This window comes from Ruegeria sp. BI11, from assembly GCF_056538005.1.
This window is the reverse complement of sequence record NZ_JBQFSM010000006.1, coordinates 205,365-230,496: the sequence shown is the minus strand read 5'-3', so window position 1 is coordinate 230,496 and position 25,132 is coordinate 205,365. Positions and strand designations below refer to the sequence as shown.

At 59.2% G+C, this 25,132-nt stretch carries 23 protein-coding genes; 12 read left to right on the top strand and 11 right to left on the bottom strand.

What is annotated here, in order from left to right; genetic code table 11:
- Positions 1–249: 249 nt before the first annotated feature.
- Positions 250–1,818, top strand: coding sequence for a 2-isopropylmalate synthase (locus ACR0DT_RS14990; protein WP_480711523.1), 1,569 nt, complete (start codon positions 250–252; stop codon positions 1,816–1,818).
- Positions 1,819–1,863: 45 nt separating this feature from the next.
- Here ACR0DT_RS14990 and ACR0DT_RS14985 read toward each other — a convergent pair whose 3' ends face one another.
- Positions 1,864–3,603 (bottom strand): adenylate/guanylate cyclase domain-containing protein, encoded by a 1,740-nt coding sequence (locus ACR0DT_RS14985; protein WP_480711522.1) that lies wholly within the window; start codon positions 3,601–3,603, stop codon positions 1,864–1,866.
- Positions 3,604–3,715: 112 nt separating this feature from the next.
- Positions 3,716–4,510 carry a 23S rRNA (adenine(2030)-N(6))-methyltransferase RlmJ gene (gene rlmJ, locus ACR0DT_RS14980; protein WP_480711521.1) on the bottom strand — a complete coding sequence of 265 codons (795 nt, stop codon included), beginning with the start codon at positions 4,508–4,510 and terminating at the stop codon, positions 3,716–3,718.
- 155 nt (positions 4,511–4,665) lie between these two features.
- Here rlmJ and ACR0DT_RS14975 point away from each other — a divergent pair, with 155 nt between their 5' ends.
- Genes ACR0DT_RS14975 through ACR0DT_RS14950 form a run of 6 tightly spaced genes read left to right on the top strand, consistent with a single transcriptional unit; the run spans position 4,666 to position 11,230 of the window.
- Entirely contained in the window at positions 4,666–5,712 is a 1,047-nt protein-coding gene (locus tag ACR0DT_RS14975) for a rod shape-determining protein (RefSeq protein WP_008756832.1), read from the top strand.
- A 56-nt stretch (positions 5,713–5,768) separates the two neighbouring features.
- Positions 5,769–6,671 (top strand): rod shape-determining protein MreC, encoded by a 903-nt coding sequence (mreC, locus tag ACR0DT_RS14970; RefSeq protein WP_480711520.1) that lies wholly within the window; start codon positions 5,769–5,771, stop codon positions 6,669–6,671.
- A complete protein-coding gene (locus tag ACR0DT_RS14965; protein WP_480711519.1) occupies positions 6,664–7,200 on the top strand; it encodes a rod shape-determining protein MreD in 537 nt (178 codons plus the stop codon). The genes mreC and ACR0DT_RS14965 overlap by 8 nt, the downstream gene beginning before the upstream one ends.
- A complete protein-coding gene (mrdA, locus tag ACR0DT_RS14960; protein WP_480711518.1) occupies positions 7,197–9,146 on the top strand; it encodes a penicillin-binding protein 2 in 1,950 nt (649 codons plus the stop codon). Before ACR0DT_RS14965 ends, mrdA begins: the two co-directional genes overlap by 4 nt.
- Positions 9,143–10,282 (top strand): rod shape-determining protein RodA, encoded by a 1,140-nt coding sequence (gene rodA / locus ACR0DT_RS14955; protein WP_480711517.1) that lies wholly within the window; start codon positions 9,143–9,145, stop codon positions 10,280–10,282. Before mrdA ends, rodA begins: the two co-directional genes overlap by 4 nt.
- Before the next feature lie 15 nt (positions 10,283–10,297).
- Entirely contained in the window at positions 10,298–11,230 is a 933-nt protein-coding gene (locus ACR0DT_RS14950) for a 2-hydroxyacid dehydrogenase (protein WP_480711516.1), read from the top strand.
- On the opposite strand, the gene ACR0DT_RS14945 is transcribed toward ACR0DT_RS14950, so the two are convergent.
- A complete protein-coding gene (locus ACR0DT_RS14945; protein ID WP_480711515.1) occupies positions 11,227–13,242 on the bottom strand; it encodes a M3 family metallopeptidase in 2,016 nt (671 codons plus the stop codon). The genes ACR0DT_RS14950 and ACR0DT_RS14945 overlap by 4 nt on opposite strands.
- 132 nt (positions 13,243–13,374) lie before the next feature.
- Between ACR0DT_RS14945 and ACR0DT_RS14940 the strand changes: the two genes are divergently transcribed.
- A complete protein-coding gene (locus ACR0DT_RS14940; RefSeq protein WP_480711514.1) occupies positions 13,375–14,586 on the top strand; it encodes a trans-sulfuration enzyme family protein in 1,212 nt (403 codons plus the stop codon).
- Positions 14,587–14,671: 85 nt separating this feature from the next.
- Here ACR0DT_RS14940 and ACR0DT_RS14935 read toward each other — a convergent pair whose 3' ends face one another.
- From ACR0DT_RS14935 to ACR0DT_RS14915, 5 genes are all read right to left on the bottom strand, one after another.
- Complete coding sequence (locus ACR0DT_RS14935) at positions 14,672–15,721, bottom strand: HesA/MoeB/ThiF family protein (protein ID WP_480711513.1); 1,050 nt, start codon at positions 15,719–15,721, stop codon at positions 14,672–14,674.
- The gene (gene dut, locus ACR0DT_RS14930) at positions 15,721–16,176 is read right to left on the bottom strand and encodes a dUTP diphosphatase (protein WP_480711593.1); all 456 of its coding nucleotides are present in this window, start codon (positions 16,174–16,176) and stop codon (positions 15,721–15,723) included. The genes ACR0DT_RS14935 and dut overlap by 1 nt, the downstream gene beginning before the upstream one ends.
- A 15-nt stretch (positions 16,177–16,191) precedes the next feature.
- Positions 16,192–17,388 (bottom strand): bifunctional phosphopantothenoylcysteine decarboxylase/phosphopantothenate--cysteine ligase CoaBC, encoded by a 1,197-nt coding sequence (gene coaBC, locus ACR0DT_RS14925; RefSeq protein ID WP_480711512.1) that lies wholly within the window; start codon positions 17,386–17,388, stop codon positions 16,192–16,194.
- A gap of 63 nt (positions 17,389–17,451) precedes the next feature.
- Positions 17,452–18,267: a ChaN family lipoprotein gene (locus ACR0DT_RS14920; RefSeq protein ID WP_480711511.1), complete on the bottom strand. Its 816-nt coding sequence runs from the start codon at positions 18,265–18,267 to the stop codon at positions 17,452–17,454.
- Positions 18,264–19,142, bottom strand: coding sequence for an RNA polymerase factor sigma-32 (locus tag ACR0DT_RS14915; protein ID WP_480711510.1), 879 nt, complete (start codon positions 19,140–19,142; stop codon positions 18,264–18,266). Before ACR0DT_RS14915 ends, ACR0DT_RS14920 begins: the two co-directional genes overlap by 4 nt.
- A gap of 100 nt (positions 19,143–19,242) precedes the next feature.
- On the opposite strand from ACR0DT_RS14915, the gene cobU reads away from it, so the two are divergent.
- The 4 genes from cobU to ACR0DT_RS14895 are packed head-to-tail and all read left to right on the top strand — an operon-like array spanning position 19,243 to position 22,842.
- A complete protein-coding gene (cobU, locus tag ACR0DT_RS14910) occupies positions 19,243–19,764 on the top strand; it encodes a bifunctional adenosylcobinamide kinase/adenosylcobinamide-phosphate guanylyltransferase (RefSeq protein ID WP_480711509.1) in 522 nt (173 codons plus the stop codon).
- The gene (locus ACR0DT_RS14905) at positions 19,761–20,339 is read left to right on the top strand and encodes a histidine phosphatase family protein (RefSeq protein ID WP_480711508.1); all 579 of its coding nucleotides are present in this window, start codon (positions 19,761–19,763) and stop codon (positions 20,337–20,339) included. The genes cobU and ACR0DT_RS14905 overlap by 4 nt, the downstream gene beginning before the upstream one ends.
- Before the next feature lie 58 nt (positions 20,340–20,397).
- On the top strand, positions 20,398–21,282 hold the full coding sequence (locus ACR0DT_RS14900; RefSeq protein ID WP_480711507.1) for a glutathione S-transferase: 885 nt from the start codon (positions 20,398–20,400) through the stop codon (positions 21,280–21,282).
- Positions 21,283–21,327: 45 nt separating this feature from the next.
- Entirely contained in the window at positions 21,328–22,842 is a 1,515-nt protein-coding gene (locus ACR0DT_RS14895; RefSeq protein ID WP_480711506.1) for a YifB family Mg chelatase-like AAA ATPase, read from the top strand.
- Here ACR0DT_RS14895 and gshB read toward each other — a convergent pair.
- The 3 genes from gshB to rsmI all read right to left on the bottom strand — a co-directional run bounded on the left by gshB (position 22,839) and on the right by rsmI (position 25,063).
- Positions 22,839–23,771, bottom strand: coding sequence for a glutathione synthase (gene gshB, locus ACR0DT_RS14890; RefSeq protein WP_480711505.1), 933 nt, complete (start codon positions 23,769–23,771; stop codon positions 22,839–22,841). The genes ACR0DT_RS14895 and gshB overlap by 4 nt on opposite strands.
- Before the next feature lie 61 nt (positions 23,772–23,832).
- Positions 23,833–24,204 (bottom strand): YraN family protein, encoded by a 372-nt coding sequence (locus ACR0DT_RS14885; protein WP_480711504.1) that lies wholly within the window; start codon positions 24,202–24,204, stop codon positions 23,833–23,835.
- A 1-nt stretch (position 24,205) separates the two neighbouring features.
- On the bottom strand, positions 24,206–25,063 hold the full coding sequence (rsmI, locus tag ACR0DT_RS14880) for a 16S rRNA (cytidine(1402)-2'-O)-methyltransferase (RefSeq protein ID WP_480711503.1): 858 nt from the start codon (positions 25,061–25,063) through the stop codon (positions 24,206–24,208).
- Between the last annotated feature and the right edge of the window lie 69 nt (positions 25,064–25,132).

The following is a 25,132-nucleotide window of genomic DNA, read 5'->3' as shown; positions in this document are numbered from 1 at the left end:
ACGCAAAAAGAAACTTCGGCAATGGCAGTAACGTTGCAAATGGGTCTTTTCATTCCGGGCGGGCTCTGTATAAATTCCGCCCTATGATCAACCGCGCAGATATCCTTATTGCCGACACCGTCATTCGCGGTGCGTCTCTGCGTGGCCTACTGATCCTAAGCCGCCTCTGAGCGTGCCATCCGGCGCGCCCGCTCAGAGGAGGACGCCCGCGCGCCATAGGCTTTAGGACAGAAGAAGAAAGAGAATCCCATGACCAACGTGACCGACCAAGACCGCGTCTTGATCTTTGACACCACTTTGCGTGACGGCGAACAAAGCCCCGGCGCGACCATGACCCATGACGAAAAGCTTGAGATCGCCGAGCTGCTGGACGACATGGGTGTCGACATCATCGAAGCTGGATTTCCCATCGCCTCGGAAGGCGATTTCAAAGCGGTTTCCGAGATCGCCCAGCGGTCAAAAAACAGCCGTATCTGCGGCCTGGCCCGCGCCAATTTCGCCGATATCGACCGCTGCTGGGAGGCGATCAAACACGCCGAGAAAAGCCGGATTCATACCTTCATTGGCACCTCGCCTCTGCATCGCGCCATTCCAAACCTGACGCAGGACGAAATGGCCGAGAAAATCCACGAAACGGTCACCCACGCGCGCAATCTGTGTGAAAACGTGCAGTGGTCTCCGATGGATGCAACTCGGACAGAATGGGATTACCTGTGTCGCGTCATCGAAATTGCGATCAAGGCCGGGGCGACGACGATCAACATTCCCGACACTGTGGGCTACACGGCGCCGCTGGAATCCGCCGACCTTATCAAGCGTCTGATCGAAACCGTTCCGGGCGCGGATGAGATCGTCTTCGCCACCCATTGCCACAACGACTTGGGCATGGCGACAGCAAACTCGCTGGCCGCTGTGATCGGCGGTGCGCGCCAGATTGAATGTACGATCAATGGCCTGGGTGAACGAGCCGGCAACACGGCGCTGGAAGAGGTTGTGATGGCAATGCGTACCCGCAATGACATCATGCCATACCACACCGGTATCGACACAACCAAGATCATGCATATCTCGCGTCGGGTTGCGACGGTGTCAGGCTTTAACGTCCAGTTCAACAAGGCCATCGTCGGCAAGAATGCCTTTGCCCATGAAAGCGGTATCCATCAGGATGGCATGCTGAAAAACCGCGACAATTTCGAGATCATGCGCCCCGAAGATGTCGGTCTGTCCGGTACATCACTGCCGTTAGGCAAGCATTCGGGCCGTGCCGCGTTGCGCGACAAGCTGGAAACGCTGGGATTTGAGGTCGGTGACAACCAACTCAAAGATATCTTTGTGCGGTTCAAGGATCTGGCTGACCGCAAAAAAGAGGTGTTTGACGACGATCTCATTGCATTGATGACGTTGGATGACGCTGACGACCACCTGCAACTGGTGTCGATGAAAGTGACCTGCGGGACCGGTGGTCAGGCGGAGTCGACGGTTGAGTTGGAAGTGGAAGGTCAGGACACCATCGCCACCGCACACGGCGACGGCCCGGTGGATGCAACCTTCAAAGCCATCCGCGCGATCTTTCCGAACAAGGCCCATCTGCAGCTGTATCAGGTGCACGCCGTGACCGCAGGCACCGATGCGCAGGCCACGGTGTCGGTTCGCCTGGAAGAGGACGGTATGATCGCCACTGGGCAGTCGGCCAATACGGATACGGTGGTGGCTTCGGCCAAAGCCTATATCCACGCCCTGAACCGCCTGATCGTGCGCCGGGAAAAGACCGGACCGGGCACCGATGCGCGTGAGATCAGCTATAAAGACCTGACCTGACATAAATGCGGCCCGTTATTGCGGGCCGCATCTTCTCTCGACCGGTCAAGAAAACCCGGCTTTTTTAACACCATCCACAAAATGCTGCAGGTCTTCATCCCGCGCGTAATGCAGCGTCGCGACCAGATCTTCGATCTTGGCACCAGGCTGCGCGGCATAGATAGCATCCACATGTTTTCGGGCCTTAGCATCATTCCCAAGCCAAGCGTGGCAGGCCGCAACATAGGCCTCTTGCACAGCGTCCATCGCTGGCAGATGGGCAAAATCTCCAATTGCTTGCTCATAATGCTTTCCACCGAACCGCGCCTTGCCAAGATGGCTCCAGAAACGAACGGGATAATGGGGATTCAGTCGCATGGCTTTCTTAATCCATTCGGCTCCTTCGTCGGGGCGGCCTGACCAGGTCAGCAACTCGCCCATCTGAACGACGACCAAATCATAGTTTGGATTCAGCGACAGGGCCCGCTCCTGATGATACCGCGCGCGCCCAAGGTGATTTCGCAGAATTTCTATGGCTGCCATCAGCCGGTGCACGTCTGCGTCATTGTCATCCATGGTTGCCGCCTTGCGGATCGCCTCTTCGCAAGAGGCCAGCATAGCGTCACGATCATCGCACCAACCGTAACCCCAGGCCTGCCCGCGGATGCAACCGCTCCAGGCATGTGCATGGGCATAGTCAGGATCAAGTTCGATAGCCCGATCAATTAGTTTTGTTGCTTCGACATTGTCCTCGCGTGTGCTGCGATGGTGCAGAACCTTTGCAGCCAACACACATTCATATGCCGCAAAACTGGACGGCTTTCTGCGCGTCAGCCCCTCTTGTTGAGAGGCCTCGATCCGCCCCGGCAGTGTGGCGACCACGGCCGAAGTTACTTCGTCCTGGATGGCAAAAATATCGTCCAGATCCCGATCATATTTCTCGGCCCAAATATGACCGTCTTTTTCGCTGTCTATCAGCTGAACAGTCACACGCACCCGGCTTCCGGCCTTCCTGACGCTGCCTTCGACGATGTATTGCGCGCCTAGCTTTTCACCTACGTCGCGGACATTCACTGCCTGCCCCTTGTAAACAAAGCAGGAATTGCGTGAAATCACGAACAGCTCGTGCCTGCGGCTAAGCTCGGTCAGCAGGTCCTCGGTCAGCCCGTCGGCGAAAAACTCCTGCTCGGTGTCGCCGCTCATGTTTTCAAAGGGCAGAACCGCTATCGAAGGCTTCACGACCTTGGTGGATTCTTGCCCGACCCCACCCGTTTGAGGTTCGCCAGCCGCTTGATCCAACTCTACCCGAAAGGCGTGTACGGGTTGCGACAAGTTCTTGAGCGAAAGCTCCCCCAAGTCCTGAAACTGCAGTTCCAGACGGCTGACAACCTGTTCATGAACGGCACCCGAAATCAAAACATCGCCCGCTTCGGCGGATTGTTCCAGACGGGCGGCCACATTGACCCCACTTCCAAATATGTCGCCGTCTTCGAAAATGATTTCGTCCAGATTAATCCCTATTCGGAACTGGATGCGCTGATCCTGTGGAACATCTGCGTTTCTGCGCAGCATTCGGTTTTGCACCTCAACCGCGCAGGCCACTGCTTCACTGGCACTGGGGAATTCGACCAACATACCATCGCCGGTCGTCTTGATGATCTTTCCCCTGTTTTTTTCAATCGCAGGATCGACCAGCTCAATCCTGTGCGTGCGTAACCGCGCCAGCGTGCCTTGCTCGTCAGCTTCCATCAAGCGGCTATAGCCCACCATGTCGGCAGCCATCACCGTAGCAAGTCGGCGATCCATAGCGCCCCTCCTTGCCGCAATTCTAGGGCCGCGCTTCCTGTTCTAACAAGTAATTTCGTGAATGCATCCAGAGCACGAAGCAAATGATATGTTTTGCAATCTTATGGTTGTGTCAGGCGCGCCCAAGTCCAGCAAACAAAGCATCCAGCCTTCTGGTCTCGTCCGAGAACCCGAATGGAGCATTGATGACAAACATCCCCGACCCGACCATGCGGTGCCCTTCACGCGCTGCGGGAAACAGCACTTTGTGGCATTCGGATTTCGGCAGGTTCTGCTGTTTCAGCGCCTCAACCATCGGCTTGTGCCGCCCGTCGGTCAAGATTGGATACCACAGCGCTATGACGCCTACGTTCCATTTGCGATGCAATTTCGCGATCACTCCGGGCAGGTGATCATATTCGGATTTCACCTCATAACTTGGATCAATCAGCAACATCCCACGTCGCGGCGTTGGCGGCAGCAGGGATTGGGCCAGTTCATACCCATCCTGCTTGTAGACCTTTGCCTCGTAGGGCGACAGCGTCATGGCCAGCGCACCATATTCTTGCGGGTGCAGTTCAGCAAAATGCAGGCTGTCCTGATCACGCAGCAGATTGGCAGCGATCAACGGCGAACCGGCATAGGTATTTTCGCCGTACCGTGCCCGAACTTTGTTCAGCGCCATAGACAAGGGATGATCCGCGCCAAACCACCCTTCACGCTGCGCGCGTTCGATACCTGCCGCAGCCTCGCCGGTGCGCATCGCTTCGACCGCATCCAGTTGGTAGAGACCCCGCCCGGAATGCGTCTCGATATAGGTCAGCGGCTTATCTTTGCGGGTCAGATAGTCCAGCATCCACGCCAATAAAGCGTGCTTTTGCACATCAGCCAGATTCCCAGCGTGGTAAATGTGTTGATATGAGAGCATATTGCCTTCTAAAGTCCCTCTCAATAAGGCGGAAAGGTGCTGATTGTCGCGGAATCAGCCCTTTTACCGGGCGTGTTGGCACCCTATAAGTCATCCGTCCCGGAACCGTCGAGTCGCGGGCAGTAGAAAAATCGACATACAGGATCAGGGGAATCATGGGGATCTTTGGCAATCTGGGCGGCCTGTTCACAGCGGACATGGCCATCGACCTTGGGACAGCAAATACGCTGGTTTATGTCAAAGGGCGTGGTGTGATCCTGTCTGAACCGTCCGTGGTGGCCTACCACGTGAAAGATGGTGTTAAGAAAGTGTTGGCCGTTGGCGAGGATGCCAAGCTGATGCTGGGCCGCACCCCCGGATCGATCGAAGCCATCCGCCCGATGCGTGAAGGCGTCATCGCCGATTTCGACACCGCCGAGGAAATGATCAAGCACTTCATCCGCAAAGTGCATAAACGCTCAACCTTTTCGAAACCCAAGATCATCGTTTGCGTTCCGCATGGCGCAACCCCGGTTGAAAAACGCGCGATCCGTCAATCGGTTCTGTCTGCCGGTGCCCGTCGCGCCGGCTTGATCGCCGAGCCAATTGCCGCTGCAATCGGTGCTGGCATGCCGATCACCGATCCGACCGGCAACATGGTTGTCGATATCGGCGGCGGCACCACCGAAGTGGCAGTTCTGTCGCTGGGTGACATCGTCTATGCCCGCTCGGTTCGTGTGGGTGGCGACCGGATGGATGAAGCCATCATCTCGTACCTGCGCCGCCAGCAGAACCTGCTGGTGGGTGAGTCGACCGCCGAGCGGATCAAGACCACCATCGGGACTGCCCGCATGCCCGATGACGGCCGTGGTCAGTCGATGCACATCCGCGGCCGCGACTTGCTGAACGGCGTGCCCAAGGAAATCGAAATCAGCCAAGCGCAAGTGGCTGAGGCATTGTCGGAACCGGTTCAAGCTATCTGCGAAGCCGTCATGACCGCGCTGGAGACCACCCCGCCCGATCTGGCTGCCGATATCGTGGACCGAGGCGTCATGCTGACCGGCGGCGGCGCACTGCTGGGCGATTTGGATTTGGCCCTGCGCGAGCAGACCGGATTGGCCGTGTCGATTGCCGATGAAAGCCTGAATTGTGTGGCTTTGGGAACCGGCAAGGCGCTTGAATATGAAAAACAGCTGCGCCACGCGATTGACTACGAAAGCTAAGGCGCGCACCCTTTAAGGGTCAACACTCGGGCACGAGCAGCACGGGAAGGTAACCTGTGGCAAAGGACCGATCACAGCGCGACGAATACACCACCCCCCTCCGCCGCCTGCTGTTGGGGATCGTAGTACTGTGCCTGCTGGCAATCTTTCTGGTCTGGCGGATCGACAGCCCGCGCGTGGAACGGTTCCGCGCGCAGGTCGTGGACCGGGTGGTGCCTTCGATGGAATGGGCCATGGTCCCGGTCACCGCCGTGGTCAACCTGGCCCGCGATTTTCAAAGTTATCAACGCCTGAGCGAACAGAACCAGGAGCTGCGCAGCGAGCTGCGCCTGATGCGCGCCTGGAAAGAGGCCGCGCTGCAACTTGAACAGGAAAACGCCCGGCTGCTGGATCTGAATAATGTGCGCCTCGATCCGCGTCTGACCTATATCACCGGGGTTGTGATGGCCGATAGCGGGTCGCCGTTCCGGCAGTCGGTTCTGCTGAACGTAGGTGAACGGGACGGTATTACCGATGGCTGGGCGACAATGGACGGAATCGGTGTAGTCGGGCGAATTTCAGGTGTGGGTCCGGATACGGCAAGGGTGATCCTAATGACCGATGCCTCCAGCGCGATTCCGGCCACGATCCAGCCCTCAGGTCAAACTGCCCTGATTACCGGCGACAACACACCCGCACCAGCGGTCGAGTTTTTGGAGAACCGAGAGTTGGTCCGCCCAGGCGACCGGGTCGTCACCTCGGGTGATGGTGGCGTTTTTCCTGGCGGTTTGCTGATCGGTCAAATTACCGCGGATCCCGGTGGTCGCCTGCGGGTGCGCTTGTCGGCCGACTTTGAACGGCTCGAGTTTTTGCGAGTGCTGCGATATCAGTCAGCGCCTCAGATCCGCGATCCGGGTGATATCGTCGGCCCGCGAAACCCCGAGGCCTCACTGACCCCGCCGGAGGTCGGCGATGGATAGCGCCACCTCACAGCTTTGGTCCAAGCGCGGGTTGTATTTTTTCCTGGCCGCCCTTGTGTTGTTTCTGCATCTGCTGCCGCTGGACACGCAGCCGGATCGTTGGCCTTTCCCAGATTTACTGATTGCGCTGACCTTTGCCTGGGTGCTGCGACGGCCCGAGTATGTGCCGACCTTGCTGATCGCCATCGTCATGCTAATGGCCGATCTGTTGCTGCAACGCCCGCCCGGCCTTTTGGCTGCGCTGGTAGTATTGGGCGCAGCTTATCTGCGCTCGGCCTCGTTTGGCATGCGAGATTCGGGGTTCTTCAGTGAATGGTCCGCCGTCGCAGTGGTGATCACGGGAGTTTTCATGCTGAACCGCGTCATTCTTGCTATTGTGTCTGTGCAACAAGCGGCATTGGGGCCCGTAGTGATACAAGTGGTTCTGACAATTGCGGTTTATCCTTTGATCGTTCTGCTTAGCCAGAACGCTCTTGGTGTGCGGCGCGCAACCGTCGCCAACACCAATACTGTAGGGGCGCGGGGATGAAACAGCGTAAACCCAAGCCTCAGGGCCTTGCCTATAAACGCCTGCCCCGTCGGGCATTGGTTCTGGGCGGGTTGCAGGCCGCTTTTATTGGCGGACTCGCCGCCCGGATGCGATATATGCAGGTGGATCAGGCCGATGAATACCGCCTGTTGGCAGAAGAGAACCGCATCAACATTCGACTGATCCCGCCAACCCGTGGCCGGATTTACGACCGGAACGGAGAGATCATTGGCCAGAACTCGCCCTCCTACCGCATCGTCATGGTGCGCGAGGATGCTGGCGACGTCGATCAGGTTATCGCCAAGCTTTCAGAGCTGATCCCCCTGACAGCGGATGAGATTGAACGCGCCAAGACCGAAATGCGCCGCTCGGCCCCGTTCCTGCCGGTCACGCTGGCCGATCAGGTTACGTGGGAAGATATCTCGAAAGTAGCCGTCAATGCGCCTGCCCTACCCGGCGTGATCCCCGAGGTGGGACAAACCCGGCAATATCCCCGGTACGAGGACTTCGCCCATGTGGTCGGTTATGTCGGCCCAGTCAGCGATTATGATCTGAGCCAGATCGAAGACCCAGAACCCGTGCTGCGCATCCCGCGGTTCCAGATCGGCAAAGTTGGGCTGGAAGCCAAGCAGGAAATCAGCCTGCGCGGTAAAGCCGGTGCCAAACGGGTCGAGGTCAATGCCACTGGCCGGGTGATGCGTGAATTGGACCGGCAGGAAGGTGAGACCGGGGCAGACCTGCAGCTTTCGGTCGATGCCAATCTGCAGCAATATGCGCAGGCGCGACTGGCCGGGGAAAGCGCCGCCGCCGTGGTGATCGATTGCGAAACTGGCGATATCCGCGCCATCAGCTCAGCCCCCAGCTTTGATCCGAATCTGTTTGTGCGCGGCATCTCGGTTGCCGACTACCGGACGCTGACACAGGACAATTACCGCCCGCTGGCCAACAAGACGGTTCAGGGCACTTATCCGCCGGGCTCTACCTTCAAGATGATCACCGCCATGGCTGCGCTTGAGGCCGGGGTGATTGGGCCGTCCAACACTGTCTACTGCCCCGGCCACCTGAAGGTAGGCAGCCGCCGCTTCCACTGCTGGAAACGCGGCGGTCATGGCACAGTCGACCTCAATTTGTCGCTGAAACGCAGCTGCGACGTCTACTATTACGACGTGGCTCTGCGCACCGGCATCGACAAGATATCCGAGATGGCCCGCACCTTTGGACTGGGCGTGAAACACGATATTCCGATGTCGGCCGTAGCTGCTGGATTGGCCCCGAACCAGGAATGGAAGGAACGTGTTCACGGAGAAAGTTGGCTGGTCGGTGACACCGCGAATGCGTCTATTGGTCAGGGCTTCATGCTGGCCTCACCCCTGCAGCTTGCCGTCATGACGGCGCGGATCGCGACAGGGCGTGCGGTCAAGCCGCGTTTGGTGCGATCCGTGAACGGGATTGAGCAGCCTTCCGGTGCAGGAGAACCGCTAGCCGTTAATCCGAACAATCTGGAACAGATCCGCAAGGCCATGTTCTCGGTGTCGAATGAACGGGGCGGCACCGCCTATCGCAGCCGCATCATCGCGGATGACCTGCGCATGGCGGGTAAAACCGGTACCAGTCAGGTGCGCAACATCACCAAGGCAGAACGCGCCGCCGGTGTGATCCGCAACGAAGACCTGCCATGGGAACGCCGCGACCACGCGCTGTTCGTCAGTTTTGCGCCTTATGACAATCCGAAATACGCAGTGGCCGTGGTGGTGGAACATGGCGGCGGCGGGTCCAAGGCGGCGGCCCCGGTCGCGCGGGACATCATGTTGCAGGCGCTGTACAACGGCACGCCTCCGCTTGAGGCTTACCCGGCGGGTGACCGCGACCGCATCAAGGAACAACAAAAACGGCTTGAGGGCGACCGCCGCCCCAAAGCGCGTCCGACCGAGAAGGACCGCGCATGAGCTATCTTGAATACGCCGTCAAATCCACGCCATCAGGGTTCCGCAAGTTTCTGTACATGAACTGGCCTCTGACCCTGTTGCTGATCAGCACGGCCAGCGCTGGATTCCTGATGTTGTATTCGGTTGCGGGCGGGTCCTGGACCCCCTGGGCCGAACCGCAGATGGAGCGCTTTGGGCTGGGTCTGACGGCGATGTTCATAATCGCGCTGGTGCCGATCTGGTTCTGGCGGAATATGTCCGTTGTGGCCTATCTGGGATCAATTGTTCTACTTGTTTTCGTTGAGCTTTTTGGCACCATTGGTATGGGCGCGCAGCGCTGGATTGATCTGGGCTTCATGCGGCTTCAACCATCCGAGGTTATGAAAGTTGCACTGGTCATGGTTTTGGCCGCCTATTACGACTGGCTGCCGTCTCATAAAACGTCACGCCCGCTGTGGGTGCTGATTCCTGTAGCGTTGATCCTGATCCCCACTTTCATGGTTCTGAAACAACCGGATCTGGGCACCTCGATCCTGCTGTTGGCGGCTGGCGGAGGGCTGATGTTCCTTGCTGGCGTCCACTGGGCCTATTTCGCCGCTGTCATCGCCGCCGTAGTCGGGCTGATTGCCACGGTCTTCAATAGCCGTGGCACTGAATGGCAGTTGCTCAAGGATTATCAGTTCCGCCGGATCGACACGTTTCTGGACCCGTCAACCGATCCGCTGGGCGCGGGGTATCACATCACCCAGTCCAAAATTGCCCTGGGATCAGGCGGCTGGAACGGGCGTGGGTTTATGCAAGGTACACAATCCCGCCTGAACTTCCTGCCCGAAAAGCACACCGACTTCATCTTTACCACGTTGGCCGAAGAGTTCGGCTTTGTCGGTGGTATTACTCTGCTGACCCTCTATGGCCTGATACTGGTATTCTGCCTGGTCACAGCACTGTCGACCAAGGATCGGTTCTCGTCGCTGGTGACACTGGGCATCGCACTGAACTTTTTCCTGTTCTTTGCCGTCAACATGTCGATGGTGATGGGGCTAGCCCCGGTTGTAGGCGTGCCGCTGCCGATGGTCAGCTATGGCGGCTCAGCCATGCTGGTTCTGATGGCCGCCTTCGGCATTGTCCAAAGCGCCCATATTCACCGCCCTCGCTGATCTGAAAGGCCCCTTATGCCCGTGAACGTCCTGTTTTCCGCGCGCCCTGCCCTGTGGCCGATCTACGAACCGCTGCTGACCAACGGCCTGACCGAAGCCGGGTTGGACTTTCACCTTGGCACCGACTTCGACCCCGAGCAGGTGGACTACGTCGTCTACGCCCCGAACGGAGGTTTGCTGGATTTCACTCCCTTCACGCGGCTGAAGGCGGTGCTTAGCCTGTGGGCTGGGGTCGAAAAGATCGCGGGGAACAAGACACTGACCGTGCCGCTGGCGCGGATGGTGGATCACGGCCTGACGCAAGGCATGACCGAATGGGTGATGGGCCACGTGTTGCGCTATCACCTTGGCATGGATCGGCACATCACCGTGCAGGATGGTGTCTGGGCCCCGGACCCGCCGCCGCTGGCGACGGGACGTCAGGTCTGCGTTCTGGGCCTCGGGGCGTTGGGTGAAGCGGCGGCACGCGCGTTGGCCACCCTGAATTTCGACGTCACCGGTTGGAGCCGCACGGCCAAGGATATTCCCGGCATTACCTGCCTGCATGGCCCGGATGGGCTGCGTAGGGGCCTATCAAAGGCTGAGATCGTGGTTCTGCTGCTGCCCGACACCCCCGCCACCGAGAATATTCTGAACGCCGACACACTGGCCTTGCTGCCCAAGGGAGCCTGCATCATCAACCCCGGGCGCGGTCCGCTGATCGACGACGACGCCCTGCTGACGACACTGAATACCGGTCAGGTCGGCCATGCGACACTAGACGTGTTCCGGATCGAACCATTGGCTGCGGAGCATCCCTATTGGGGACATCCCAACGTGACTGTGACACCACATATCGCCTCGGAAACCCGCCCGGAAACGGCAGCTCAAGTGATCTGCGAGAACATCCACCGGGGCGAGGAAGGCAAACCCTTCCTGCACCTCGTTGACCGGTCTCTGGGGTACTAAGCCGCGATCAGACCCCGCCCCTTCAGCAAGGCCTCAACCCCCGGCAGACGCCCACGGAAGGCAAGGTACAGCTCTTCGGCCTCGCGTGAGCCACCGGTGGAAAGGATGTTTTCCTCGAGCGCTTTGGCGCGCTCGGGGTCAAAGGCCCCTCCGGCCTCTTCAAACGCGGCAAAGGCATCGGCATCCATGACCTCGGACCACATATAGCTGTAATAGCCCGAGCTATAGCTGTCGCCGGCAAAGACATGCGCGAAGTGCGGGGTCGCGTGGCGCATCCCGATCGCGCGCGGCATACCGATCTCGGACAAAACTTCAGCCTGTTTCGCCATCGGATCGGCCGGGGCATCACCATCATGGAACGCCAGATCCACCAGCGCCGAGGCGACATATTCCACGGTCTGAAACCCCTGATCGAAATTGGCGGCCTTGAGCACTTTTTCCAGCATCTCCTGCGGCATCGCTTCGCCAGTTTCGGCGTGGGTGGCGAATTCGGCCAAAACCTCGGGCACTTCCAACCAGTGTTCGTAGAGCTGGCTGGGCAACTCTACAAAGTCCCGCGCCACGCTGGTGCCCGAAATGCTTTCATAGGTCACATCGGACAGCATCTGATGCAGCGCGTGACCGAATTCATGGAACAGAGTCCGAGCATCGTCATAAGACAGCAGCGCCGGATTGCCCTTGGCGAAGTTGCAGACGTTGATCACGACCGGAGCCTGCACCTTGGGGAACTTGGCCTGCGACCGCATCGCACTGCACCAAGCCCCTGACCGTTTAGACCCCCGCGCGAAGTAGTCGCCGATGAACACAGCGATATGCTGCCCGTTGCGCGTGACCTCCCACGCGCGGCAATCGGGATGATAAAGCGGTACGTCCAGCGGCGCGAATTCAAGCCCGAACAGACGGTTGGCACAGGCAAAGGACGCTTCGATCATCCGGTCCAGCTGCAGGTAGGGTTTCAACGCTGCCTCATCCAGATCATGCTCGGCCTTGCGGCGCTTCTCGGCATAGTGGCGCCAGTCCCACGCTTCCAGAGGACCGTTGACGCCATCCTCCTGCATCATCTGCGTCAGGATTTCAGCATCGGCGTCGGCCCGCGATTTAGCGGGTGCCCACACCTGCATCAACAAGTCGCGCACCTTGTCCGGCGTGCGAGCCATTTCGGTTTCCAGTTTGAAATCGGCAAAACTGTCATAGCCCAGCAATTTGGCGCGCTCTTCGCGCAATTGCAGGGTTTCCGTTGCAATTGCGCGGTTGTCGGTCTCACCCCCATTAGCCCCGCGCGCCGTCCAGGCACGATAGGCCTTTTCCCGCAGGTCGCGACGGGGCGAGAATTGCAGGAACGGTACGATCAGCGAACGAGACAGGGTAACCACGGGCCCCTCGGCCCCTTTTTCTTGCCCTGCGGCGCGGGCGGTATCCACTACAAACTCTGGAAGCCCTTCCAGATCACCTTCGGACAGAGCCATGTACCAATCGCGTTCATCGGCCAGAATGTTCTGGGTAAAGGATGTTCCCAACGAGGCCAGCCGTGCCTTGATGTCTTGCATCCGAGCGTCCTGCTCGCCTTTCAGCGCTGCGCCTGCACGCACGAAACCGCGATGGGTCAGCATAAGCACGCGAGCCTGCTCGCCTGTCAGGTCCAGCTCGTCCCGACGCGACCACAGATCGGCTACCCGCTGAAACAGCGCCTTGTTCGAGGAAATACCCGAGAAATGCGCCGACAGCTTGGGTGAAAAGTCTCGCTGCAACTCTTCCCGCGCCGGATTGCTGTCGGCCCCCGCGACGGTGAAGAACACGGACAGAACTTTGTCCAACTGCTCACCTGCGGCTTCCAGCGCCTCGATCGTGTTGGCGAATGTGGGGGCATCGGGATTGCCTGCAATCCCGTCGATCTGATCGTTGTGGGCCTGCATCGCCTGATCCAGCGCCGGTGAAAAATCGTCATCGGAAATTGCGTTAAAGGGGGCGATTTCAAACGGCGTGGTCCAGTCGGACAGGATAGGGTTGGTCATGCAGCTCTCCTTTGCTGGTCAAGCTAGGGAGGCGGGCTGGAATGGTCCAGAGTTGGTGCGTCAATTTCTGTCACTATTCCTCTTGCTCAATCGATGCACGACACGCAGGGTCACCGGAAAGGGAGTCAGGACATGAGCAAACACAACCGACCCGTCGGCATAATGACAACCGCCATACACGCGGGCGACCCGCCGGATGCCTCAACCAATGCGTCGGCACCCCCGATCCACATGAGCTCAACCTATGTGACCGAAGACCTCGCCGGGTTTTCCGCTCATGATCTGACCCCAGACAGCCCCTATGTCTATTCTCGTTGGGCTAATCCGACCGTTGCAGGGTTGGAAGCCAAAATCGCCGCGTTGCAGGGAACCGAGGCCTGTCTGGCCACCGCATCCGGTATGGCGGCGGCGTCGGCGATCTTTTTCACCTTTCTGTCTGCGGGTGATCACCTGATAGTGTCGGATGTCTCCTATGCCGGCGTGGCCGAACTTGCGCGTGAAACGCTGCCCCGGATGGGGATTGAAGTATCGACGGTCAACATGTCTGATTTGGCGGCAGTGGGGGCGGCGATCCGACCCAATACTCGGCTGATCCACACGGAAACGCCGGTTAACCCGATCAATCGCCTGACCGATCTAGCCGAGACTTCAAAATTGGCAAAACAGGCCGGAGCTCTGCTGAGCTGCGACGCGACTTTTGCTTCGCCTCTCGGGATGGACACGGTCGCGTTGGGTGTCGACCTGACCATGCACTCGATCACGAAATACATTGGCGGGCATGGTGATGCGATCGGTGGCGCTGTGGCTGGATCGGCTGAACTGGTGGCTAGGATGCGTGCCGAAGCAGCAATCCACCATGGCGGAATTTTATCACCGTTCAACGCCTGGCTGGTTGCGCGCGGGGCATCGACCCTGCCCCTGCGCATGAGGGCACATGAGGCCGGGGCATCGGCGGTTGCTGAATGGCTTGAGGCTGACCCGAGGGTGAGTAGGGTGATTTATCCAGGCCTGGCCTCGCATCCTCAGTCAGATCTGGCGCAGCGACAGATGTCAAACATGTCCGGGATGATCTCGTTTCAGGTTGGCAGTGCAGCGGAGGGAGAGCGTGTTGCACAGCAGATGATCGAACGGTTGAACGTCATCCACTATGCCGTGTCACTGGGGCATCACCGCAGTCTGATTTTCTGGATGGGAACCGATGGGTTAATGGAAACGTCGTTCCGCTTGCAAGGTGCACAGCTTGAAGATTATCGGTGTTATGCGGGTGACGGGATATTCAGGTTGTCCGTCGGGTTGGAGGATGCCGAAGACCTTATTGCTGATCTGGACAGTACGTTGGGTTAGAGGCTCCCGCCCCCGCTGCGCGCATCAAAGATGCGCCCTGACGGGGTTGGGCCGGGCCGCGTGCGTGCGCGCGCGGCGGTTGCGCCTAGTGTTCCGACGTTGCGCAGATGGGACAGTCAGCGCGGCGTGACAAGGTGATCTTTCGGCTTTCACCATAGAGCGCGTCGTAGATCAGCATCTCGCCTCGTAGGGCTTGACCGGCACCGGTGATTACCTTGATCGCCTCGACAGCCATCATCGACCCCACCACACCCGGCAGAGGACCAATCACACCAGCCTCTGCGCAGGAGGGGGCCAGACCGGGGGCCGGAGCTTTGGGGAAGATGCATTGATAGCAAGGCGCGCCCTTGGCCGGGTCGAAGACGCTCAACTGGCCTTCCCATTGTGACAGCGCACCCGAGATCAGCGGCTTGTCCAACGCTACGGCGGTGCGGTTGGCTAGATAGCGGGTGTCGAAATTGTCGGTGCCGTCCAGGATCAGGTCAAAATCGGCAAACAGGTCTGCGGCTATCTCTTCCGTCAGACGGCGGTGATAGGGCAAGACAACCACATTGGGATTCTGCGCCTGCATCGCCTGTTGCGCCGAAAAGACCTTGGGCATGCCGATATCTGCATCGCGATGGATAACCTGTCGTTGCAGGTTTGCGTTTTCGACTTCGTCATCGTCAATCACGCCGATGGTCCCCACCCCGGCGGCAGCCAGATATTGCAAGGCAGGTGCCCCCAACCCCCCTGCGCCGATGACCAGAACCCGCGCCTGTTTCATCTTTTTTTGTCCCGGCCCGCCCAGCTCGCGCAGGACGATGTGGCGGGCATAGCGTTCGAGCTCGGTTTCGGAGAATTGGTTGGATGGCATCGTGGGCTCCTGAGCTGAGGCTGGCGCGGCGCGGTTTCGCAACGCTTTCAGCACGCGTCCATAAACCAGTACCAGCAGCGCAGTACCCGCCAGTATCAGCCACATCGCCGCAGAGCCACCAGTTGCCTGACGCAAAGGGTGCCCGTCGGGCAGAACCAGCTGTGCCGTGATCACGCCCAGAAGCAGCACGGCAACCGAAGCCATGCGCGCCGTGCGGGAAACACCTGCCAGATAGCCTATACCCCACAGACCAGCTGCAAGAATCCCGACCAGAAGCATCAGCCGCGCCCGGTCGAGCCAAAGCCACCCGCGCCACGTGCCGTATCGCTGAGTGTATCCACCGCTTCGAACGCCGCCTGCACTACGGGGGCCACAACCAGTTGTGCGATGCGTTCGCCATGGGTGATCTCGAACACCTCCTGACCCGCGTTCAGAACGATCACGCCCAGCGAGCCACGATAATCGCTATCGATCGTACCCGGCGTATTGGGCAGAGTGATCCCGTGTTTAAGCGCCAGGCCCGAACGGGGGCGCACCTGAACTTCGAACCCTTGCGGGATTTCGATCCGCAGGCCAGTAGGCACCAGCGCGCGCTGACCAGGTTCAAGCGTGATTGACGCGCCCCCGGGCAGGTTTGCCCGCACATCCGCACCTGCGGCCCCCGCTGTTTCATAAGACGGCAAAGGCACTGACAGGTCAGCGCCCTCTTCGCGGATCACACGAATTGCAACCATCATAGTACCTCTTGTCTAGCTAGTCAGCGCGTCGGCGATCTTGGTCGCCAAACGCTCGGCCACTTCGTATTTCCCCATGCGCGGCCATTCCTCGGCACCCGCGTCCGAGATCAGGATCACCGCATTCTCGGACCCGCCCATGATACCGGTTGCCGGGCTGACATCATTGGCCACGATCCAGTCGCAACCCTTGCGCCCCCGCTTGGCGGTCGCATGTTCGATCACATTGTCCGTCTCGGCAGCAAATCCGACAACCAGCGTCGGGCGTCCGGTCTCCATATGCGATACGCGTTTGAGGATGTCTGGGTTTTCGGCAAATTCCAGTGCAGGCATCCCATCGCGGCTTTTCTTCAGCTTTTTGTCCGAAGCACTTTCGACCCGCCAATCAGCAACCGCTGCCGCGAACACGCCCGCATCCACCGGTAGCGCGGCATCCACAGCGTTGGACATTTGCTGTGCGGTTTCCACCTGCACGACCTGTACCCCCTGGGGAGGGGAAACATCCGCCGGGCCGGTGACAAAGATCACCTCGGCGCCCAGCGCGGCCAGCGCCCGGGCCACCGCCGTACCCTGCGCTCCGGACGAGCGGTTGGCGATATAGCGCACCGGGTCAATCGGTTCATGTGTCGGTCCAGATGTCACAAGCACACGCTTACCGCTGAGCGGACCCTGACCCAACTCAGTCTCTATTGCAGCGACGATCTCCAACGGTTCGGACATGCGACCGGGGCCGTACTCGCCGCAAGCCATGTCGCCTTCGTTCGGGCCGACAAAGCGGACTCCGTCGGACTGCAATTGCTTCAGATTGCGCTGAGTCGCCGGATGTTCCCACATTCGCACATTCATCGCAGGGGCACACAGAACCGGCGTATCGGTTGCCATCAACAGGGTTGAGGCTAGGTCATTGGCCAGCCCTGTCGCCATTTTTCCCATCAAATCCGCCGTCGCGGGGGCTACAACGACCAGATCCGCCGAGCGCGACAATTGGATATGCCCCATCTCGGCCTCATCCGTCAGGTCAAACAGATCGCGATAGGCTTTCTCACCAGCCAGAGCCGCCACGGACAGGGGGGTAACGAACTCCTCGGCTGCACGGGTCAGCACCGGCGTCACCGCCGCACCGCGTTCCCGTAAGCGCCGGATCAGGTCCAGCGACTTATAGGCCGCGATCCCACCGCCGATAATCAGCAGAATGCGTTTCGATGCCAGCATGTTGAGCCCTTCCTGTCCCGGTCGGCCCCGACATTAGGCAAGGGGGCCTGACAGTTCCAGCGGTTAATTCCGTGTCTCGAATGCCAGACACGGGTCTTCGCGTTCAATACCCGGGCTGTCGATCACCGCGTCGAATTCTCCGTCCACCACGCCATCTTCGGACTGGCCCAGTACGAACACCTTCAATCCCGGGCGCATGCGGGACAAAAAGGTGGGAATGCCCCGATCCTTACGGGCATGGCCATTCCCGGTGATCACAGCAACCGGACCACCGGTTTCATCCGTAGCGCGCAGGATCGCCCTTGTCAGCACCGCGTCGCGGAGGCGCTGAATGGCCACCAACTGCGGCAAAGCACTTTCGGGAATCGCATCGCAATGGGCGGCCAGTTGATCCGCTTCGCGCGCGGCCTGTTCGTCGGGTGGCAAGGACACAGTCAGACCATAACGTGCTGCATCCGCACCCAAAGCAGTGGCCGCCCCTCGCTCCATCGCCGCTCTGGCCGCGGCCCGCGGGACCATAGCCCCATAGACGGGCGCATCCGAGGCCTGAAATACCGGATAATACATGCTGAGCGGCGGCCAACCGGATTCGAGCCAGTCCAAAATACGCGCAAGTTCTTCTGGGTTGGATACGGCCTTGTCAGCAAGACGCTGCGCGCCTTCTTCCGTTACCATCTCCCACACGACGGCTGATGGCTGTATGGCCTTCAAAGCTTCGGCTTGAACGACATGATGTTCAGGATTGTCATGGATTTCGCCCAAGATCACCACATCTACCGAGGTCATCGCGCCCAATACATCATCAGGGATCAAATCATCGGCATGGCCGGGCCCGGCCATAACCATCAGTGCACAAACAAGAATCGCAAGCTGTCTCATGCGATGAAGTGTTGCACCTCGCGCGATTGGGCTTCAAGGTTCTTGCGCATTTTCACAAAAGCCGCGGCCTCAAGCTGACGCACGCGCTCCTTGGACAGGCCAAGCTCCTGTCCCAAACTTTCCAATGTTCGACACGGATCGCGTAGCTTGCGTTCGCGCACGATAAAGCGTTCACGGTCGTTCAGCGACTGCATGGCCGTCACCAGCCATTCGCGCAGCTGCTCGGTATCGTGGCTGTTTTCAACCGTCTCGGCAGCCTGTGCGCACTCATCTTCCAGCGCGTCGATCCACTCCCGACCGTCTTCATCGGTCGATTGTACGGCGTTCAACGAAAAATCAGACCCCGAAAGGCGACCTTCCATCATCTCAACATCACGCAAGGGCACGCCGATTTCAGCTGCAATCATCTGATGCAATTGATGGCGATCCAGATCCATGCCTTCGGTCGCCGCCTCGCGTTCCAATCGCGCTTGCACCCGGCGCATGTTGAAAAACAACGATTTCTGCGAAGAGGTCGAACCTGTTCGCACCATAGACCAGTTGCGCATCACGTAGTCCTGAATGCTCGCCTTGATCCACCAGACCGCATAGGTCGAAAATCGCACACCACGGTCGGGGTCAAATTTGTCGGCTGCTTTCATGAGGCCCAAACCGGCCTCTTGAATCAGATCATTCATTGGCGCGCCATAGCGTTTGAATTTGGCCGCCATCGAAATCGCCAGCCGCATATAGGCCGTAATTAGCCGGTGCAGCGCTTGTTCGTCGCGGTCGTCGCGCCACGCATATGCCAGCTTCAATTCAGTTTCCGCGTCCAGCAATTCGGCCTTCATAGCCTGCCGGGACATCGAAAAATTGGTTCCATTATCCAGTGCCATAGAAATCTCCCCTTTTCACAGGCGCGGGCCGGACTTGCCTTACGGACCTAGGGTCGATACGCAGAACAAAACCGGGTGGATCACCAGAAAGGTAATTATAGTGTATCCGGATTTAACCTTTGTGTTGGGCGGCGCGGCCTCTGGGAAATCAGCTTTTGCCGAACAACTTGTTGTTTCATCAGGTAAAAACCGCATTTATCTCGCCACATCACAAGTGTTTGATGATGAGATGTACGACAAAGTTCAGCGCCATATCACCCAACGCGGCGCCGGCTGGGCGACTGTCGAGGCTCCCTTTGATCTTGGCCCCACCTTGGCCGATCTGACGCCCAATCATATCTGTCTGATCGACTGCGCCACAATGTGGCTAACCAATCATCTGCTGGTCGAAAACGATCTGGAACAGGCACAAACTGCGCTGTTGCAGGCGCTGAAATCCTGCCGGGCGCCAGTTGTCATTGTTTCAAACGAGGTCGGCCACGGCATCGTCCCGGACAACGCCCTGTCTCGCCGGTTCCGCGAGGCACAGGGGCGGCTGAATATTGCACTGGCAGCACAGGCTGATCTGGCGGTTCAAGTCACCGCAGGACTGCCACTGGTGCTGAAAGGGCAATTGCCGTGACCCGGCTGCATCTTGTCCGCCACGGGCCGACCCATGCAAATACCATGGTCGGGTGGTCCGATCTGCCCGCGGACCTCAGCGATCAGGCTGCAATTGCGCGGTTGCACGACCACCTGCCCGACGAGGCCTTGGTGATTTCATCGGATCTGTCGCGTGCTGTCGACACAGCATCGGCCATTCAGGGCGCACGCCAGCGCTTGCTCCATCACTCCGACTTGCGCGAGATTCACTTCGGCACCTGGGAACTGCGCAACTTTAAAGAGATCGAGGCCGAAGATCCTGATCTGGTCTTTGCTTATTGGGACAATCCCGGCGACGTGCGCCCCCCCAAAGGCGAAAGCTGGAACCAAGTTCGGACCCGCGTCGATGCCGTGATCGACCAGCTGATTGCCGATCACACAGACCGCGATCTAGTCATCGTGGCCCATTTCGGCGTAATTCTGACTCAAGTGCAGCGCGCCCTTGGCGTTGACGCGCAAGAGGCGTTCAGCCATCGCATCGACAATCTCTCGGTCACCGAAATCACCCATCACGGCGACCGTTGGTCGGTGGGGCGGATCAATCACTGTCCGTGATGACATCCCGCACAAATCACTGATTTACTGAACAATCACACCGCGTCATCCTAATGGCATGACCTATGATTTGTTTATCGGAGACCGTCTGTTTTCCAGCTGGTCCTTGCGCGGCTGGCTGATGCTGGAAAAGTTCGGACTGCCCTATCGAAACCACATGATCGGCCTCTACTCCGGCACCATGGCCGAGGATATGAAACCGCTAGCCCCAGCGCGCCTTGTACCTGCGCTGCGTTTGCCCGACGGTACCGTGGTGGGCGAAAGCCTTGCCATAGCCGAAACCTTGGCCGAACGGCATCCAGAGGCCAAGATGTGGCCCGAAGACCCCGCCGCCCGCGCAAACGCCCGGTGGCTGTGCGCTGAAATGACGGCCGGGTTCGCCGCATTGCGTGGGGAATGCCCAATGCAGTTGATGCACTGCTGGCAGGGCTTTGATCCATCGGCGGAAACGCAGGCCGATCTGGATCGGATTGAAACCCTCTGGGCCCATGCTCGGACCGTATCCGGTGCAGCAACCGGACCGCTGTTCGGCAGCTATTCTCTGGTGGATGTGTTTTACACACCCGTCGCCGCGCGGATCATTGGTTATGGCTTGTCGGTGTCTAAGCCCAATAGGGACTATTGCCTGGAATTGCTGTCCGATCCCACGGTCCGGCAATGGCGCGCGATGGGACTGACCGTGACATACAATCCGTTCCCTTACGCATTGGAGTTAATGTCGCAGCCGTGGGCCATCGGCGGGCAATCCGAAGCCCGGCCGGTGGAAAGCGGACCATCGGTCAACGACACCTGCCCATATTCAGGCAAAGCGGTCACTCATTTTCTGGAACTGGACGGGCAGTGCTGGGGGTTTTGCAACCAGTTCTGCCGTGACAAAACAGTCGCGGACCCCGATGCCTGGCCAAAATTCTCGGCAATGATCGGCACCGTTAACCATTCTTAAACCGTGACCATGGCAGCAACGACTTGTTAACCAAACAGGTCGTTCATGGTCGCCCGTTCTCATACCGTTGCTTTCCAAGGGGTCGATGCCCGCCCGGTCGAGGTGCAATGCGCCGTCTCTCCGGGCCTGCCCGCCTTTTCCATCGTCGGCCTACCCGACAAGGCCGTGTCCGAGGCCCGCGATCGCGTCCGTAGCGCGCTGAGTTCGATGGCCATTGCGCTGCCATCAAAACGGATCACCATCAATCTGTCCCCTGCCGACCTGCCCAAAGAAGGCAGCCATTTCGACCTGCCAATCGCCGTTGCATTGCTATCTGCATTGGAGATTATCCCAGCAGACGCTGCCGAAGGAGCCGTTTCGCTGGGGGAGCTTTCGCTGGACGGTTCGCTGGTTCCGGTTGTCGGGGCACTTCCGGCCGCCATGACTGCCGCCGCCGAGGATCGCGCGCTGCTCTGCCCCCGCGCCTCTAGCGCCGAGGCAGCTTGGGTCGATGCCACTCAGGTGATCGGCGCTGGATCTTTGGGAGATGTTGTTCGGCATTTCTCGGGGCAATCACCCTTGCCCGCTGCCCAGCCCGGCGAGGTGAATTTGGCACCCAGTGCCCGCGATCTGCGCGATGTGAAAGGACAGGAGCGGGCCAAACGCGCACTGGAAATCGCCGCCGCAGGCCGCCACCACTTAATCATGATCGGCACACCCGGATCGGGTAAATCCATGCTGGCTGCGCGCCTGCCTGGCATTCTGCCGCCCCTGACTCCGACCGAAGCTCTGGAAACTTCGATGATCCAATCCCTATGCGGTTTGCTGGACGAAGGCGGCATCAGTCGCAGCCGCCCATTTCGCGAACCGCATCATACAGCCTCGATGGCGGCTATCGTTGGGGGCGGGAAAGGAGCAAAGCCGGGCGAGATATCACTGGCCCATAATGGCGTTCTGTTCATGGACGAATTTCCCGAATTCCCGCGTACCGTTCTAGAAACCCTGCGCCAACCCATCGAGACAGGCGAGGTCATGGTCGCCCGCGCGAATGCCCACGTGAAGTATCCCTGCCGGTTCATGCTGGTGGCCGCGGCAAACCCCTGCAAATGTGGATATCTAACCGATCCCGCCCGTGCCTGTTCACGCGCACCAGTCTGCGGCGAGGACTATCTTGGTCGCATTTCCGGTCCGCTGATGGACCGATTTGACTTACGGATCGAGGTGCCCCCTGTCGGATTCACCGATCTGGATCTACCACCCTCCGGTGACAGTTCTGCCACCGTTGCCGCGCGCGTTGAACAGGCCCGCGCCTTACAGGCCCAGCGGTTTCAGGACACGCCTGCAACCCGCCAAAACGCGGACGTCGAAGGTTCGATGCTTGAAGAAATTGCCGCGCCGGATGCCGAGGGCAAGGAGTTGCTGCTGAAAGCAGCAGAACGGTTTGGCCTGTCGGCACGCGCTTTTCACCGCATTCTGCGGGTGGCGCGTACGATTGCCGATCTGGACGGCGCGCCAGATGTCCGACGCCCGCATGTGGCTGAGGCGCTGAGCTTTCGCATCAGCGCTAAGGTGGCCTCTTAAAGCTTGGCCTCAATTGCCTGCCAGATCTTTTCGGCGATGTTTACACCGTCGAACCGCTCAAGCTCTTGAATACCGGTCGGCGAGGTCACGTTGATCTCGGTCAGATAGTCGCCAATCACGTCGATCCCGACGAAAATCTGGCCTTTTTCTTTCAGCAAAGGTCCAATCGCCGCACAAATCTCCAGATCACGCTCGGACAGCCCCACCTTTTCGGGCCGTCCTCCTACATGCATGTTTGACCGCGTCTCACCCTTTGCCGGAACCCGGTTGATCGCACCCACGGCTTCGCCATCCACAAGGATCACGCGTTTGTCGCCGTTGCTGACGTCGGGCAGGAATTTCTGTACGATCAGTGGCTCGCGCGAGAAACCGGTAAACAGCTCGTGCAGCGAGGTCAGATTGCGGTCATTCGCATCCAGCCGGAACACACCCGCGCCACCATTGCCATAAAGCGGTTTCAGAATGACATCGCCGTGCTTTTCCTTGAACGCCTTGATGGTCTGCAGATCACGGGCAATTGTGGTCGGAGGGGTCAGGTCGAGGAAATCCAATACCAGCAGCTTTTCGGGGTAATTCCGTACCCAGAACGGATCATTGACCACCAACACCTGCCCTTTAAGACGGTCCAGCAGATGGGTCGACGTGATATAATGCATGTCGAACGGAGGGTCTTGGCGTAGCCAGATCACGTCGAACTCGGCCAGATCAACCTCGCGTTCCGGACCAAGCTCGGCAGGGTTGTCTACCACGCGCTGCACTTTCATGTCGTGACCGCGTGCGGTGATCCGGCCCTCTTGATAGGCCAGTTGATCCGGGCTGTAGAAAAACAGCGTATGCCCGCGCGCCTGTGCTTCTTCGGCCAGACGGAAGGAGCTGTCTGCGTTGATATCCACGGCCCCGATTGGGTCCATCTGAAAGGCGATTTTCATGGCGTGTCCCTCAGTTTCACGCCAGATACATGGCCCAGAGGGGCCGAGGGTTCAATGGGTGTCAGGCCTGACCAAACGCGTTTTCGATGATTTGAACAGCGCCGGTGGCATCCACCAGTGCGGCGTCAAACCGAACATTTGTCAGTTGTCCGTTCGGTTCTGTCTCCAGAAATTGCGCCGCTGAGGCGAAAATCCGATCGATCTGCCGCTGGCTGATCCGCGCTGCGGCGATGTCGAAACTAGAGCTTTTCTTGACTTCAATGAACACAAGCCAATCGTCATCCCGGGCGATCAGATCAATCTCACCCGCTGCGCCCCGCCAGCGATGATGCGCGATTGTGAATCCCCGGCGTTCATAGTCGGCCGCGACCTGCAATTCCGCCGCTTGTCCGGCATGGTAGGAAACCGAACTTCGGGCAGATCGCGAGGTCATGTCATCCCTTTCTCAGTTTCAACGCCTTTTGATAAATCGGGCGGCGCGGCAGTTTGTACATCTGCGACACTAGATCCGCCGCATCACGCACCGAATGCGTTTCCAGGGCGCGAGTCAAAGCCTCTTCTATGTCGGATTCGTTAACGGTTTCCGAATGTCCGCGATCAACCAGCAAAACAATTTCACCTTTGACTGTCTGCCCCTGCAGGGCCGTAGCCAGTTCCCCCAGTGGTCCACGTCGTACTTCTTCGAATTTTTTGGTCAATTCACGGCACATCGCGGCCTGGCGGTCTGCGCCCAACACTTCGGTCAAATCCGCTAGGCTGGCCGCCACACGCTTGGGCGACTCGTAGAACACTAGCGTACCGGGCACGTCGCGCAACGCTTCGATCCGCGCCTTGCGCGCACCGGTCGCGTTGGGCAAGAACCCTGCAAAAAAGAACGCATCCGTCGGCAAGCCAGCCAATGTCAGCGCCATCAACGCCGCTGATGGCCCCGGTGCGCAAGTCACCACATGTCCGGCTTCAGACGCCTGCCGCCCAAGATCATAGCCCGGATCGGCGATCAGCGGCATCCCAGCCTCGGACGCATAGGCGACCGACTTCCCCTCGGCCAGCGCATCCAGAATTTTCCCGCGTGCCCCCGCGCCGCTGTGGTCGTGATAAGCCAAAATGCGCCGCCCTTCGAGCGGGACGCCGTGAATCTCCATCAACCGGCGCAGGCTGCGGGTGTCTTCCGCGGCGATCACATCAGCCGAAGCCAGCACGTCCAACGCCCTGAGCGTTATATCGCGCGCCGCCCCGATCGGAGTGGCAACAAAATACAGACCGGCGCCCAATCTTACTTTTTGGAAATTCAAAGCTGGACCCTCACAGCGTGACGTTTATTATCGCGACCCAATAGATTGGCGGCATCTCAAGCCGCCGGG

Excerpts from the sequence above, each read along its gene's own strand:
- ACR0DT_RS14990 (WP_480711523.1), top strand. The coding sequence starts at position 250 with ATGACCAACGTGACCGACCAAGACCGCGTCTTGATCTTTGACACCACT.
- ACR0DT_RS14985 (WP_480711522.1), bottom strand. The coding sequence starts at position 3,603 with ATGGATCGCCGACTTGCTACGGTGATGGCTGCCGACATGGTGGGCTAT.
- rlmJ (WP_480711521.1), bottom strand. The coding sequence starts at position 4,510 with ATGCTCTCATATCAACACATTTACCACGCTGGGAATCTGGCTGATGTG.
- ACR0DT_RS14975 (WP_008756832.1), top strand. The coding sequence starts at position 4,666 with ATGGGGATCTTTGGCAATCTGGGCGGCCTGTTCACAGCGGACATGGCC.
- ACR0DT_RS14965 (WP_480711519.1), top strand. The coding sequence starts at position 6,664 with ATGGATAGCGCCACCTCACAGCTTTGGTCCAAGCGCGGGTTGTATTTT.
- mrdA (WP_480711518.1), top strand. The coding sequence starts at position 7,197 with ATGAAACAGCGTAAACCCAAGCCTCAGGGCCTTGCCTATAAACGCCTG.
- rodA (WP_480711517.1), top strand. The coding sequence starts at position 9,143 with ATGAGCTATCTTGAATACGCCGTCAAATCCACGCCATCAGGGTTCCGC.
- ACR0DT_RS14950 (WP_480711516.1), top strand. The coding sequence starts at position 10,298 with ATGCCCGTGAACGTCCTGTTTTCCGCGCGCCCTGCCCTGTGGCCGATC.
- ACR0DT_RS14945 (WP_480711515.1), bottom strand. The coding sequence starts at position 13,242 with ATGACCAACCCTATCCTGTCCGACTGGACCACGCCGTTTGAAATCGCC.
- ACR0DT_RS14940 (WP_480711514.1), top strand. The coding sequence starts at position 13,375 with ATGAGCAAACACAACCGACCCGTCGGCATAATGACAACCGCCATACAC.
- ACR0DT_RS14935 (WP_480711513.1), bottom strand. The coding sequence starts at position 15,721 with ATGCTTCTGGTCGGGATTCTTGCAGCTGGTCTGTGGGGTATAGGCTAT.
- dut (WP_480711593.1), bottom strand. The coding sequence starts at position 16,176 with ATGGTTGCAATTCGTGTGATCCGCGAAGAGGGCGCTGACCTGTCAGTG.
- coaBC (WP_480711512.1), bottom strand. The coding sequence starts at position 17,388 with ATGCTGGCATCGAAACGCATTCTGCTGATTATCGGCGGTGGGATCGCG.
- ACR0DT_RS14920 (WP_480711511.1), bottom strand. The coding sequence starts at position 18,267 with ATGAGACAGCTTGCGATTCTTGTTTGTGCACTGATGGTTATGGCCGGG.
- ACR0DT_RS14915 (WP_480711510.1), bottom strand. The coding sequence starts at position 19,142 with ATGGCACTGGATAATGGAACCAATTTTTCGATGTCCCGGCAGGCTATG.
- ACR0DT_RS14900 (WP_480711507.1), top strand. The coding sequence starts at position 20,398 with ATGACCTATGATTTGTTTATCGGAGACCGTCTGTTTTCCAGCTGGTCC.
- ACR0DT_RS14895 (WP_480711506.1), top strand. The coding sequence starts at position 21,328 with ATGGTCGCCCGTTCTCATACCGTTGCTTTCCAAGGGGTCGATGCCCGC.
- gshB (WP_480711505.1), bottom strand. The coding sequence starts at position 23,771 with ATGAAAATCGCCTTTCAGATGGACCCAATCGGGGCCGTGGATATCAAC.
- ACR0DT_RS14885 (WP_480711504.1), bottom strand. The coding sequence starts at position 24,204 with ATGACCTCGCGATCTGCCCGAAGTTCGGTTTCCTACCATGCCGGACAA.